General features: G+C 69.9%; 12 protein-coding genes. 7 read left to right on the top strand and 5 right to left on the bottom strand.

Annotation, left to right across the window (positions count from 1 at the left end):
- Position 1: 1 nt before the first annotated feature.
- Positions 2 to 421, bottom strand: coding sequence for a DUF4136 domain-containing protein (locus SZ55_RS20240; protein WP_044410595.1), 420 nt, complete (start codon positions 419 to 421; stop codon positions 2 to 4).
- 137 nt (positions 422 to 558) lie between these two features.
- Between SZ55_RS20240 and SZ55_RS20235 the strand changes: the two genes are divergently transcribed.
- From SZ55_RS20235 to ilvA, 4 genes are all read left to right on the top strand, one after another.
- Positions 559 to 1,074, top strand: coding sequence for a DUF4345 domain-containing protein (locus SZ55_RS20235; protein ID WP_044410592.1), 516 nt, complete (start codon positions 559 to 561; stop codon positions 1,072 to 1,074).
- Between the two features lie 93 nt (positions 1,075 to 1,167).
- Positions 1,168 to 1,989 carry an HDOD domain-containing protein gene (locus tag SZ55_RS20230; RefSeq protein WP_044410589.1) on the top strand — a complete coding sequence of 274 codons (822 nt, stop codon included), beginning with the start codon at positions 1,168 to 1,170 and terminating at the stop codon, positions 1,987 to 1,989.
- A 201-nt stretch (positions 1,990 to 2,190) separates the two neighbouring features.
- Positions 2,191 to 2,607, top strand: a complete 417-nt coding sequence (locus SZ55_RS20225; protein WP_044410586.1) for a YybH family protein — start codon at positions 2,191 to 2,193, stop codon at positions 2,605 to 2,607.
- An 8-nt stretch (positions 2,608 to 2,615) separates the two neighbouring features.
- Positions 2,616 to 4,130, top strand: coding sequence for a threonine ammonia-lyase, biosynthetic (gene ilvA, locus SZ55_RS20220; RefSeq protein ID WP_044410867.1), 1,515 nt, complete (start codon positions 2,616 to 2,618; stop codon positions 4,128 to 4,130).
- A 68-nt stretch (positions 4,131 to 4,198) separates the two neighbouring features.
- Here the strand turns inward: ilvA and trmA are convergent, their stop codons facing one another.
- The 3 genes from trmA to SZ55_RS20210 all read right to left on the bottom strand — a co-directional run bounded on the left by trmA (position 4,199) and on the right by SZ55_RS20210 (position 6,951).
- Entirely contained in the window at positions 4,199 to 5,293 is a 1,095-nt protein-coding gene (gene trmA / locus SZ55_RS20215; RefSeq protein ID WP_044410583.1) for a tRNA (uridine(54)-C5)-methyltransferase TrmA, read from the bottom strand.
- A gap of 53 nt (positions 5,294 to 5,346) precedes the next feature.
- Positions 5,347 to 5,487 (bottom strand): SEC-C metal-binding domain-containing protein, encoded by a 141-nt coding sequence (locus SZ55_RS29175; protein WP_366519979.1) that lies wholly within the window; start codon positions 5,485 to 5,487, stop codon positions 5,347 to 5,349.
- A 171-nt stretch (positions 5,488 to 5,658) separates the two neighbouring features.
- Positions 5,659 to 6,951: an NCS2 family permease gene (locus SZ55_RS20210; RefSeq protein WP_044410577.1), complete on the bottom strand. Its 1,293-nt coding sequence runs from the start codon at positions 6,949 to 6,951 to the stop codon at positions 5,659 to 5,661.
- A gap of 293 nt (positions 6,952 to 7,244) precedes the next feature.
- Between SZ55_RS20210 and SZ55_RS20205 the strand changes: the two genes are divergently transcribed.
- The 3 genes from SZ55_RS20205 to SZ55_RS20195 are packed head-to-tail and all read left to right on the top strand — an operon-like array spanning position 7,245 to position 10,962.
- A complete protein-coding gene (locus tag SZ55_RS20205; RefSeq protein WP_044410574.1) occupies positions 7,245 to 7,775 on the top strand; it encodes a (2Fe-2S)-binding protein in 531 nt (176 codons plus the stop codon).
- Positions 7,772 to 8,758, top strand: coding sequence for an FAD binding domain-containing protein (locus SZ55_RS20200; RefSeq protein WP_044410572.1), 987 nt, complete (start codon positions 7,772 to 7,774; stop codon positions 8,756 to 8,758). Before SZ55_RS20205 ends, SZ55_RS20200 begins: the two co-directional genes overlap by 4 nt.
- On the top strand, positions 8,755 to 10,962 hold the full coding sequence (locus tag SZ55_RS20195; RefSeq protein WP_044410570.1) for a xanthine dehydrogenase family protein molybdopterin-binding subunit: 2,208 nt from the start codon (positions 8,755 to 8,757) through the stop codon (positions 10,960 to 10,962). The genes SZ55_RS20200 and SZ55_RS20195 overlap by 4 nt, the downstream gene beginning before the upstream one ends.
- Here SZ55_RS20195 and SZ55_RS20190 read toward each other — a convergent pair whose 3' ends face one another.
- On the bottom strand, positions 10,963 to 12,180 hold the full coding sequence (locus SZ55_RS20190) for an MFS transporter (protein WP_044410567.1): 1,218 nt from the start codon (positions 12,178 to 12,180) through the stop codon (positions 10,963 to 10,965). It lies immediately after the preceding gene.
- Between the last annotated feature and the right edge of the window lie 284 nt (positions 12,181 to 12,464).

Raw genomic sequence — 12,464 nt, 5'->3', positions numbered from 1 at the left:
TTCAGCCCACGCGCCGGAGGGGGAAGTCCTGCAGCAGCAGGGCGATGGCCTGGTCCAGGTCGGTCTGCGCCAGGTTGTCCAGGGGCTGGCCGGCGCGGGCCTCGTAGAGCAGCCGCTCGTCGAAGCCGTCGAACACCCGCAGGCTGAAGCCGTCACCCTCCTGCGGCCCCGGCAGGCCGTAGCACAGCGCCAGGTCGCCTTCCTGCTCGCGGTAGCGGTAGCCCTTGGCATCCATGGCCTTGTGCACGGCGTTGTCCAGGCGCTGGCTGAAGGCGGCTTGTTCCGGGGCCAGGCTGCCACGCACGCTGAAGGTTGCCGGGGCTGCCGCCGGGGGCGTGTCGCCACCGCCTTCTGCCGTGGGGGCGAGGCTGGCCCCGAGCAGCATGGCGAGCAACGGCAGGCTCTGGCGCGGGGGCAGCATGGGTGTCTCCTCGGGTGGCTGGAATGTCCGCAGCCTAGTCCCGGCCCGTCTGGCCCGGCACCGTCCGATGGGTTGGCCGAACGATTCGGCGGGGGCCGGGTCTGTTGCTCATTCCGTTACCGCAAGAGGACAAGGCGATGCGGCTGGCCCGCGTGATCCTGGTGATCCAGGTGCTGGTGTTCGCCGGCTTCGGGCTGGCGTACTGGTTCCGTCCCTACGAGATGGCCAACCTCAACGGCATGCTGCTGATGGAGACGGCCTCGGTGAGCAATGTGCGCGTCTACTACGGCGGCCTGCAGATCGGCCTGGCGCTGTTCCTGCTGTGGGCATTGCGCGAACGCGAGCGGGTGCGCGCCGCATTGGTGCTGCTGGTGCTGATGCAGGGCTGCCTGGCCCTGGCGCGCCTGGGGGCGTTGTGGCTGGACGATGCGGCGCTGCCTGCGTTCGATTTCAACGGCCTGGCCTACAAGCTCGCCAGCGCCCTGCTGGCGGCGTTCGCCCTGTCGCGCCTCGCCCGGCCTCCGCTGCCGGACTTGCCGACGAACGGCGATCTGGACGACGACCCGGTGCCGCCGCCGCGCCGGGGCGAAGGCCGCGACACACCGGCGCAGGGGCTCCCGGAAATGGCGCCCGGCACGCCTGGAGAGCGCTGAACAGAGCCTCCGGGGCGGCTTTTCCGGTTCACCGGGCAGGCCTCGGAAAACTGCCTATCCTTTGGCTTACACGCCGATGAGTGAGGTGCTCCCATGGATATAGAAACGCTGTTCGCCCAGCTCCACACCCTGCCCAGCATCCCCAAGGTGGCGCAGGACCTGATCCAGCAATTCGACAACCCCACGTCCAGCCTCGACGCCGTGGCGCGCAACATCCAGCTGGACCCGGTGATCGCCGCCAAGGTGCTGCGCCTGGCCAACTCCGCCCGGTTTCGCGGTGCCCGCGAGTCCACCAGTGTCGAGGACGCGGCGATGCGCCTGGGCTTCAACACCCTGCGCACCCTGGTCATGGCCTCGGCCGTCACCGGCGCGTTCAAGGCGCCCACCAGCTTCGACCTCAAGGGCTTCTGGCTGCACAGCTTCCAGGTGGCCAGCATCAGCCGCCTGCTGGCCAAGCAGCGTGGGCTCGACCCGGACACCGCCTTCACCTGCGGGATGATGCATGACATCGGCGAACTGCTGATCCAGACCGGCGCGCCGGAATTCGCCGAGCGTTTCAACAGCGGCAAGGGCGGCGCTACCGGGCGGGCTGCCAACGAGACGCTGCAACTGGGCTTCGGCTATCCCGAGGTCGGCGCCGAGCTGGCGCGCCGCTGGCAACTGCCGGTGGTGATCCAGCAGGCCATCGCCTACCAGGCCCGCCCCATGCAGGCCCCGGCGGAGGCCCAGCTGTCGCGCGTGCTGGCCCAGGCGGTACTGGTCAGCGAAGCCCTGCAGGCCCATGGCGGCGCCACCGACGAGGCGCGCGCATCGCTGGACGGACCGTTGATGGAGGGGGTGGACCTGGTGGCGCTGTTCAACGCGCTGCCGGCCGTGCTGGAGGCGGACAAGGCGTTCGCCGAACTGCTGGGGTGAACACACGCATGCCGGTGCTTGACGCCGTGGGGGCGGCTGGAATAGTTTCCGAACCCATGAACCCGAACACCTCGATGCCGCGCCAGCAGATTATTACCGCCATTCCGATCATGGCGGGTTAGCGATCATCGACCGGAAACCCGCCCTAGAGGCGGGTTTCTTCTTTCTGTCTCCAGGGTCCCAGCCAAGCCAGGAGACAGCATGAACCCTTCCCCCCTCGTCGAGGCCGTGCAACGGGCCGACCACCTGATCAACAGCGGGCGCTTCGATGCGCTGATGGACTTCTACACCGACGACGCCGTGCTGGTGGTGCGGCCGGGGCTGGAGGTCCAGGGGCGCGAGCGCATCCGCCAGGCCTTCGACGGCATCGCCGCGCATTTCCAGCACAGCCTCTGGGTGACCCAGCGCGACCTGCAGGTGATGGAGACCACGGACACGGCGCTGGTGCTGGGCCGCGCGCGCATCCAGTGGCGGGCCACCGATGGCTTCCTCTCCTTCGTCGAGCGCAAGGCCACCTACGTGTTCCGCAAGGAGCCGGACGGCGCCTGGCGCTGCGCGGTGGACAACTCCTACGGCACCGCCCTGCTGGACGGCACCGCGCCGGAGGTGACCCCATGAGCGAGGCCCTGCTCAAGCACTACGTGCAGAAGATCCTCCGCGCGCCGGTCTACGACGTCGCCATCGAGACGCCCCTGCAACCGGCCCCGCGCCTTGCCGAGCGGCTCGGCAACCGGGTGCTGCTCAAGCGCGAGGACCTGCAGCCGGTCTACTCCTTCAAGATCCGCGGTGCCTACAACCGCCTCGTCCAGCTGGAGCCGGAGGCGCGGGCGCGCGGGGTGATCGCCGCCTCCGCCGGCAACCACGCCCAGGGCCTGGCCCTGGCGGCCCGCGAGCTGGGCATCGAGGCCACCATCGTGATGCCGCGCACCACGCCGGAACTGAAGGTCCAGGGCGTGCTGGCCCGGGGCGGCAAGGTGGTGCTGCACGGCGATGCCTTCCCGGAGGCCCTGGCCCATGCCTGGACGCGCGTGCAGGCCGAGGGGCTGACCTTCATCCCGCCCTACGACGACCCCGAGGTGATCGCCGGGCAGGGCACCGTGGCCATGGAGATCCTGCGCCAGCAGCCCGGCCAGCTCGACGCCATCTTCGTGCCGGTGGGCGGTGGCGGCCTGATCGCCGGCATCGCCGCCTACGTGAAGTACCTGCGCCCCGAGGTGAAGGTGATCGGTGTCGAGCCGGATGACTCCAACTGCCTGCAGGCCGCCATGGCCGCCGGCGAGCGCGTGGTGCTGGGCCAGGTCGGGCTGTTCGCCGATGGCGTGGCGGTGGCGCAGATCGGCGCGCACAACTTCGAGGTGTGCCGCGAGTACGTGGACGAAGTGATCACCGTCAGCACCGACGAGATCTGCGCGGCGATCAAGGACATCTACGACGACACCCGCTCTATCACCGAGCCCTCCGGCGCCCTGGCCGTGGCCGGGATCAAGCGCTACGTCGAGCGCGAGGGCGTGACGGGGCAGGTGCTGGTGGCCATCGACTCCGGCGCCAACGTCAACTTCGACCGCCTGCGCCACGTGGCCGAGCGTGCGGAGCTGGGCGAACAGCGTGAGGCGATCATCGCCGTCACCATCCCCGAGCGGCCGGGCAGCTTCCGTGCCTTCTGCGAAGCGCTGGGCAAGCGGCAGATCACCGAATTCAGCTACCGCTACGACGACGGCGACCAGGCCCGGTTGTTCGTCGGCGTGCAGACCCACCCGCTCAACGACCCGCGCCAGGCATTGGTGGAAGGGCTGCGGCAGCAGGGCTTCCCGGTGCTGGACCTGACCGACAACGAACTGGCCAAGCTGCACATCCGCCATATGGTCGGTGGCCGTGCCGTGGGCGCGCAGGACGAGCGCCTGCTGCGCTTCGAATTCCCCGAGCGCCCCGGTGCGCTGTTCAACTTCCTCGACAAGCTGGGCGGGCGCTGGAACATCAGCCTGTTCCACTACCGCAACCACGGCGCCGCCGACGGCCGCGTGCTGGCGGGGCTGCAGGTGCCGGAGGAACAGATGCACCAACTGCCCGCCGCCCTGGACGCCATCGGCTACCCCTGGTGGGACGAAAGCGACAACCCCGCCTACCGCCTGTTCGCCCGCTGACGCTCGACCCGCACCGCAGGGTGGGCCGGGCGGCGTTCCGCTTCAGCCCACCGCTTGGTGCCCTGGTCTCAGCGGCGCACCAGCAGCACGCCGGATTCCATGTGGTGGGTGTAGGGGAACTGGTCGAACAGGGCGCAGCGCTCGATGCGGTGGGTGTCGTGCAGCTGGGCGATGTTGGCGGCCAGGGTCTCCGGGTTGCAGGAGATGTAGAGGATGCGCTCGAAGCGGCGGGTCAGTTCGCAGGTGTCCGGGTCCATGCCGGCGCGGGGCGGGTCGACGAACACGGTGCCGAACGCGTAGCCCTTGAGGTCGATGCCGGCCAGGCGGCGGAAGGGCCGCACTTCATTGAGGGCCTCGGTCAGCTCCTCGGCGGAGAGGCGCACCAGGGTCACGTTGTCCACGCCGTTGTCGGCGAGGTTGGCCAGGGCGGCGTTGACCGAGGTCTTGCTGATCTCGGTGGCCAGCACCTTGCGGGCGCGAGTGGCCAGGGGCAGGGTGAAGTTGCCGTTGCCGCAGTACAGCTCCAGCAGGTCGTCCTGGCGCTCGCCCATGGCTTCGAAGGCCCAGGCCAGCATCTTCTGGCACACCTCGCCGTTGGGCTGGGTGAATGCGCCTTCAGGCTGGCGGTAGCGGAAGGCGCGGCCGGCGACGGTCAGCTCCTCTTCCACGTAGTCGCGGCCGATGACGATGCGCTTGCCCTTGGAGCGGCCCACCAGGCTCACGCCCAGGTCGGCGGCGAGCGTCTCGGCCTCGGCCTTCCAGGCATCGTCCAGGGGGCGGTGGTAGCAGAGGGTGATCAGCGCATCGCCCGACAGGGTGGTGAGGAACTCCACCTGGAACAGCTTGAACGACAGCACCTGGCTCGCCTGCCAGCCAGCCTTCAGGCGCGGCATCAGCTCGTTGATGCGGCGGCTGGCGATGGGGAAGTCCTCGATCAGCACCGGGGTGAACTTGTCGCCGGCCTCGAACATCGCGTAGTGGCGGGTCTCGCCACCGGTCTCGCGCCACAGGCGGAACTCGGCGCGCAGGCGGTAGTGCTCCCGAGGCGAGTCGAACACCGCCGGTTCCGGCGCATCGAAGGGCGCCAGCAGGGCCTTCAGGCGCTCGGTCTTCTCGGCGAGCTGGGCGGCATAGGTGGACGGGTCGAACTGCGGGCGGCTCATGGGGCATTCACTCTGGGGATCGGGGCGGGCCATCCGAGGATGGCCCGCCTGGCTCAAAGGCGTGTTCGCCTAGCGGAAGTAGTCGTTACGGTTGGCGCCATCGAAAGCAGCCCTGTTTCAGGCAACAGCGCTTGAAACAACCTCCGTGAACCGCAGGGACACAAGTCGTTGCGCCCAAGCTTTTCGGCAAGCACCTTGTCGCCGATGGTCCGGTAGCCTTTTCTCACGCGGGTTTCCGAGGGGAAGCCCTTCCTACGCTTGCTGGTGACCTCGAATCGTCACCTGTTGGTCGTGGTGTTGCATGGTGCACCTCCCGTGCGTCGTGCGGCCCGATCATGCCCGGCGGGCCGCCTCCGGGTGCTTCCTCAGTGGAAGAAGCCCATCTTGATCACGAACAGCACCGCCAGGATCACCAGCGCCGGGCTCAGCTCGTTGAAGCGGCCGGCCAGGGCCTTGATGGCGGCCCAGGCGATGAAGCCGAAGGCGATGCCGTCGGCGATGGAGTAGGTGAAGGGCATCGCCAGGGCGGTGATCAGCACCGGGGCGGCGGTGGTCAGGTCGTTCCAGTCGATCTCGGCCAGGCCCGAGGCCATCAGCACGGCGACGAAGAACAGCGCCGGGGCGGTGGCGAAGGCGGGCACGCTGCCGGCCAGCGGGGAGAGGAACAGCGCCAGCAGGAACAGGATGGCGACCACGATGGCGGTGAGGCCGGTGCGACCACCGGCGCTGACGCCGGCTGCGGACTCGATGTAGCTGGTGGTGGTGGAGGTGCCCAGCAGCGAGCCGCCCATGGCGGCGGTGGAGTCGGCGATCAGCGCGCGGCCCATCTTCGGCATGTGGCCGTCGGCACGCATCAGGCCGGCCTTCTTGGCCACGGCGATGAGGGTGCCGGAGTTGTCGAACAGATCGACGAAGAGGAAGGCGAAGATCACGCTGACCAGGCCGATTTCCAGCGCGCCCTTGATGTCCAGTTGCAGGAAGGTGGGCGCCAGGGAGGGCGGCATGGACACCACACCGCCGAATTTCGACACGCCCATGACGATGCCGGCCACGGTCACCGCGAGGATGCCGATCAGCACCGCGCCGGTCACCTTGCGTGCCTCCAGGGCGACGATCAGGAAGAAGCCGAGCACCGCCAGCACCGGCTCGGGCTTGGCCAGGTTGCCCAGGGTCAGCATGGTCACCGGGTGGGCGGCGACGATGCCGGCCTTCTGCAGGGCGATCAGCGCCAGGAACAGGCCGATGCCGGCGGCGATGGCCGAGCGCAGCTCCAGCGGGATGCTGTTGATGATCCATTCACGGATTCGGAAGATCGACAGCACGAAGAACATGCACGCCGAGATGAACACCGCGCCCAGGGCCACTTGCCAGGTGTGACCCATGTGCAGCACCACGGTGTAGGTGAAGAAGGCGTTCAGGCCCATGCCCGGGGCGAGGGCGATGGGGTAGTTGGCGATCAGGCCCATGATGGTGGAGCCGATGGCCGCCGCCAGGCAGGTGGCGACGAACACCGCGCCCTTGTCCATGCCGGTCTCGCCGAGGATGTCGGGGTTGACGAAGAGGATGTAGGCCATCGTCAGGAAGGTGGTCAGGCCCGCGAGGACCTCGGTGCGCACGTTGGTGCCGTGCGCCTTGAGTTGGAACAGTCTCTCCAGCATGTGTGCTCCCCGTGACGTCTTCGCGTCGTGTTGGCCCGGACTGCAAGCAGTCAAGCACAGCGCCTGCGGATGGGCGCCGTTTCTGTCTGCCCGGCAAAAAAGGCGCGCATCATATCAGCTCACTTTGGGGCGGTGAATTTGTGACCGGACGGGCAGCTTCGGTTTCGTCGAAAAAGTCCGCCGGGGAGAAAACCTGAACCTCGCCAGGCGCGCCCCGGTCCACCGGAAGCGGCGGGCATCCGGCCCGCCAGGCCCCGGGCAGCGGGGCCGGACCAGACGAGCCCGAGGTCGACATGCCTTCTCCCACACCCCAGCGCCGGGACCCGGTCGCCGGCACCCACGCCCTGCAACTGACCGTCAACGGTGCCCCGCACCGGCTGGAGGTCGAGCCCTGGACCACCCTGCTCGACCTGCTCCGCGAGCGCCTCGACCTGGTGGGCAGCAAGAAGGGCTGCGACCACGGCCAGTGCGGCGCCTGCACCGTCCTGCGCAACGGTGTGCGGATCAATGCCTGCCTGGCCCTGGCGGTGATGCAGGAGGGCGCCGAGATCACCACCGTGGAAGGCCTGGAACAGGGCGGCGAGCTGCACCCGCTGCAGGCTGCGTTCATCCGCCACGATGCCTTCCAGTGTGGCTACTGCACCCCCGGGCAGCTCTGCTCGGCGCTGGGCCTGGCGCGCGAAGGGCGTGCCCGCGACCGCGACGCCATCCGCGAGCAGATGAGCGGCAACCTCTGCCGCTGCGGCGCCTACCCCAATATCCTCGACGCCATCGAAGAGGCGCTGCCCGCCTGCCAGGCCGCCGCCAGGGGAGATGCCGCATGACACCCTTCCACTACGAACGCCCCGATGACCTCGACCAGGCCCTGGCGCTGGCCGGCCCCGGTGCCCGCTTCATCGCCGGCGGCACCAACCTGGTGGACCTGATGAAGGAAAGCGTCGAGCGCCCCGAGCGCCTCATCGACATCACCCGCCTGCCCCTGCACGGCGTGCTGGTGGAGGACAACGGCGGCCTGCGCATCGGTGCCCTCGTGAGCAATGCCGACCTGGCCTGGCACCCCGAGGTGCAACGCCGCTACCCGCTGCTGACCGAGGCGCTGCTGGCCGGTGCCTCGCCGCAGCTGCGCAACATGGCCAGCGCCGGCGGCAACCTGCTGCAGCGCACCCGCTGCCTGTATTTCCACGACGTGGCCGCCCCCTGCAACAAGCGTGAGCCGGGCAGCGGCTGCCCGGCCCGCACGGGGCTGAACCGCGACCACGCGATCCTCGGCGGCAGCGAGCATTGCGTGGCGACCCACCCGTCGGACTTCTGCGTGGCCCTGGCGGCGCTGGAGGCCGAGGTGAGGGTGATCGGCCCCTCTGGCCACCGGTCGATCCCCTTCGCCGACTTCCACCGCCTGCCCGGCGATACGCCGCAACGCGACAGCCAGTTGGCGGACGGCGAGCTGATCACCGAGATCGTCCTGCCGCCGTCGCCGTTCGGACGCCATTGCCATTACCTGAAGGTGCGCGAGCGGGCCTCCTTCGCCTTTGCCCTGGTCTCGGTGGCCGCCGCCCTGCGCCTGGAGGGCTCGCACATCGCCGAGGCGCGCCTTGCCCTGGGAGGTGTCGCCCACAAGCCCTGGCGGGTGCCCGAGGCCGAGGCGGAACTGATCGGCCAGCCCTGCACCCCGGCCAGCTACCGGCTCGCCGCCGACCGCCTGCTGCAGGGGGCCGAGGGGCTCGGCAGCAATGATTTCAAGGTGGAGCTGGCCCGGCGCGCGGTGATACGCGCCCTCGCCACCGCCGCCCAGGGAGGACGCCCATGACCCGCTCACCGCTGGGCCGTGCGCTGGACCGGGTGGATGGCCGCGACAAGGTCACCGGCCGCGCTCGCTATGCCGCCGACGTGGCGGTGCCGGGCCTGCTGCACGGGTGGGTGGTCAACGCCCGCGTGCCGCGCGGGCGCATCCTGGGCATCGACAGCCGGGCGGCCGAGGCCGTGCCGGGCGTTCACCTGGTGCTGACCCACGCCAACCGGCTGCCGGTGGCGAGCTACGACGAGCCCTACCAAGACGCCGATGCGGCCGAGGGCTCGCCGTTCCGCCCGCTGTTCGACGAACGCATCCTCTACGACGGCCAACCCGTGGCCCTGGTGGTGGCGGAGAGCCTGGAGCAGGCCCGCCACGCTGCGCGCCTGGTGACCGTGGACTACCAGGCCGAGGCCCACCAGACGGACCTGCTGGCCGCCCTCGACCAGGCCCACCCGGCCCCCACCGAGCTGCCCGGACCGCGTGGCGACTGTGCCGGCAGCCTGGCCGGTGCGGCCCTGCAGATCGACGTGCAGTACAGCTCACCGGTGGAGCACCACAACCCCATGGAGCCCCACGCGTCCACGGTGTGGGTCCAGCCCGACGGCACCCTGCTGGTCTACGACAAGACCCAGGGCACCCAGAACAGCCAGCAGTACGTCGAGCAGGTGTTCGGCCTTGAGCCCGGCCGGGTGCGGGTGATGGCGCCCTTCGTCGGCGGCGCCTTCGGTTCCGGCCTGCGCCCGCAGTACCAGCTGGTGCTGGCGATGATGGCGGCGCTCAAGCTGCAGCGCTCGGTGCGGGTGGTGCTGACCAGCCAGCAGATGTTCACCTTCGGCTACCGGCCGCGCACCCTGCAGCGCCTGGCCCTCGGCACCGCGGCCAACGGCGAGCTGCGGGCCCTGCGCCACGAGGCGCTGGGGCAGACCTCGCGCTTCGAGGACTTCACCGAGCAGGTGGTGCCCTGGTCCGGGATGCTCTACCAGTGCGACAACGTAGAACTGGGCTACCGCCTGGCGCCGCTGGACGTCTACACGCCCCTGGACATGCGCGCCCCGGGCGCGGCCCTGGGGGTGTTCGCCCTGGAGTGCGCCATGGACGAGATGGCCGCCGCCGTGGCCATCGACCCGCTGCAACTGCGCCTGGACAACTACGCCGAGACCCAGCAGAACGCCGGCAAGCCCTTCTCCAGCAAGGCCCTGCGCGCGTGCTACGCCGAGGGGGCCGAGCGCTTCGGCTGGGCGACCCGCGAACTGGAGCCGCGCAGCCGGCGCGAGGGTCATGAGCTGATCGGCTGGGGCATGGCCACTGGCGTCTGGGAGTCCATGCAGAAGCCGGCCAGCGCCCGTGCGCGGATCGATGCCAGCGGCCACCTGCACGTGAGCAGCGCCACCACCGACATCGGCACCGGGACCTACACGGTAATGACCCAGATCGCCGCCGACAGCCTGGGGCTGGGCATGCACCAGGTGACCTTCAGCCTGGGGGACTCGGCGCTGCCCAGGGCGCCGCTGCAGGGCGGCTCCTTCACCGTGTCGTCGGTGGGCAGCGCTGTGCGCGAAGCCTGCCTGGCGCTGCGCGGCGTATTGCTGGAGGCCGCCGCCGCGCGACCGGGTTCGCCCTTCGCCGGCCTGTCGCCGGAGCAGGTGGCCTTCGGCGAGGGCCAGTTGCGCAGCGTGGCCGCGCCGGAGGTGGCGCTGGACTATGGCGAGATCGTCCGGGGCGCCGGTGTCGACGGCCTGGACGCGCTGGTGGAAGCGCAGCCGGGCGCTGAGCGCGAGGCCTTCGCCAGTGCCGCCCACTCGGCGGTGTTCGTCGAGGTGCGGGTGGACGAGGCGCTGGGGGTGGTGCGGGTCAGCCGGGTGGTCAGCGCCATCGCTGCCGGCCGTGTGGTGAACCCGAAGACCGCCCGCAGCCAGATCATCGGCGGCGTGGTCTGGGGCATCGGCATGGCGCTGCAGGAGGAGACCCGCACCGACCATGCACTGGGGCGGCACATGAACCGCAACCTGGCCGAGTACCACATTCCGGTGCACGCCGACATCGGCGAGATCGAGGTGATCTTCGTCGAGGAGGAGGACCGCGTGGTCAACGCCCTGGGCTCCAAGGGCGTCGGCGAGATCGGCATCGTCGGGGTCGCGGCGGCCGTGGCCAACGCCATCTGGCACGCCACCGGCAAGCGCATCCGCGACCTGCCGATCACCCCCGACAAGCTGCTCTGATCAGTCGCCGCCGTGCAGGCGGTCGCGCCTGGCCAGGGTGGGGAACAGCCTGATCCACAGGCCGGTGACCAGCAGGGTGCCGACCCCGCCCATGACCACCGCCGGCACGGTGCCGAACCAGGCGGCGGTGACCCCGGACTCGAACTCGCCGAGCTGGTTGGAGGCGCCGATGAACAGGCCGTTCACCGCGCTGACCCGGCCGCGCATCTCGTCCGGGGTGTGCAGCTGCACGAAGGCCCCGCGGATCACCATGCTGATCATGTCCGCCGCGCCGAGTACCGCCAGCACCGCCAGGGAGAACCAGAAGGAGGTGGAGAGCCCGAAGGCGATGGTGGCGACACCGAACACCCCCACCGAGATGAACATGATCCGCCCCACGTTGCGCTCGATGGGGAAGCGCGCCAGCCAGAAGGACATCGCCAGCGCCCCCACGGCCGGCGCCGAGCGCAGCAGGCCCAGGCCCCAGGGGCCAGTGAGCAGGATGTCCTTGGCGAACACCGGCAACAGCGCCGTGGCGCCGCCCAGCAGCACGGCGAAGAGGTCCAGGGAGATGGCGCCGAGGATGTCCGGCCGGCTGCGGATGAAGCGGATACCCGCCAGCAGCGACTCCAGGGAGGCGCGCTCCTTGTTCAGCACCTGCTGGCTGCTGGCCAGGCCCAGCACCAGCACGCAGGCGATGGCGTAGAGCACCGCCACCGGGCCGTACACCCAGAGGCTGCCCAGGGCGTAGAGCAGGCCGCCGAGGGCGGGGGCGACGATGGTCGCCGCCTGCATGGCCGATGCCGCAGCGGCCACCGCCCGGGGGAAGAGGTCGGCGGGCACCACGTTGGGCAGCAGCGCCTGGGTCGCCGGCATCTCGAAAGCCCGCGCGGCGCCGAGGGCGAAGGCGAGGACGAAGATCATCTCGCGGCTGACGTTGTCGGTGGCACTGCCGAACACCAGCGCCACCGCCACCAGCCCCTGCAGCACCTGGCACAGCGCGGCCACCCGGCGGCGGTCGTAGCGGTCCGCCACGTGGCCGGTGTGGAGCATGAACAGCACCCGCGGGAGGAACTCCACCAACCCCACCAGGCCCAGGTCCAGCACGCTGCCGGTCAGGGCGTAGAGGTGCCAGCCGATGGCCACGGTGAGCATCTGGAAGCCGCTGGCAGTGCACACGCGGGCCAACCAGAACGCCAGGAAGGGGCGGTGATGGCGCAGGAGCAGGGATTGGGACATGGCGGGAAAATGCTTAGGAAGCTACCGGACGCGCAGACTAGCACCGGCAGGCCCGCCGGTGAATGGCCCGCAGCGAACGCCAGGGGCCTGCCACGAATGCGCTGATGGACGGAGCGGCCCGGGTGCGACGCGATGACTCTTGCGAGGGCGAAATCTTTCTGACCGCGTGGACAATTTTTCCTTGTATCGGCGGGGCAGATGGATAGAATCTGACCCCCGAGTCAATACCCTCGACCTTTCCCTGGTTCGGCCCCGCGTGACGGGGCCGACGGATTTTCACGCAC

The sequence above is a fragment of the Pseudomonas sp. FeS53a genome, from assembly GCF_000931385.1.
In the GTDB taxonomy this organism is placed as follows: Bacteria; Pseudomonadota; Gammaproteobacteria; order Pseudomonadales; family Pseudomonadaceae; genus Metapseudomonas; species Metapseudomonas otitidis.
Note: the sequence above shows the minus strand (reverse complement) of the source record. Positions and strands in the feature narration are given on the sequence as shown.

What these genes read in the sequence shown, in the direction of transcription:
- SZ55_RS20240 (WP_044410595.1), bottom strand. Translation starts at nt 421, where the DNA reads ATGCTGCCCCCGCGCCAGAGCCTGCCGTTGCTCGCCATGCTGCTCGGG.
- SZ55_RS20235 (WP_044410592.1), top strand. Translation starts at nt 559, where the DNA reads ATGCGGCTGGCCCGCGTGATCCTGGTGATCCAGGTGCTGGTGTTCGCC.
- SZ55_RS20230 (WP_044410589.1), top strand. Translation starts at nt 1,168, where the DNA reads ATGGATATAGAAACGCTGTTCGCCCAGCTCCACACCCTGCCCAGCATC.
- SZ55_RS20225 (WP_044410586.1), top strand. Translation starts at nt 2,191, where the DNA reads ATGAACCCTTCCCCCCTCGTCGAGGCCGTGCAACGGGCCGACCACCTG.
- trmA (WP_044410583.1), bottom strand. Translation starts at nt 5,293, where the DNA reads ATGAGCCGCCCGCAGTTCGACCCGTCCACCTATGCCGCCCAGCTCGCC.
- SZ55_RS20210 (WP_044410577.1), bottom strand. Translation starts at nt 6,951, where the DNA reads ATGCTGGAGAGACTGTTCCAACTCAAGGCGCACGGCACCAACGTGCGC.
- SZ55_RS20205 (WP_044410574.1), top strand. Translation starts at nt 7,245, where the DNA reads ATGCCTTCTCCCACACCCCAGCGCCGGGACCCGGTCGCCGGCACCCAC.
- SZ55_RS20200 (WP_044410572.1), top strand. Translation starts at nt 7,772, where the DNA reads ATGACACCCTTCCACTACGAACGCCCCGATGACCTCGACCAGGCCCTG.
- SZ55_RS20195 (WP_044410570.1), top strand. Translation starts at nt 8,755, where the DNA reads ATGACCCGCTCACCGCTGGGCCGTGCGCTGGACCGGGTGGATGGCCGC.
- SZ55_RS20190 (WP_044410567.1), bottom strand. Translation starts at nt 12,180, where the DNA reads ATGTCCCAATCCCTGCTCCTGCGCCATCACCGCCCCTTCCTGGCGTTC.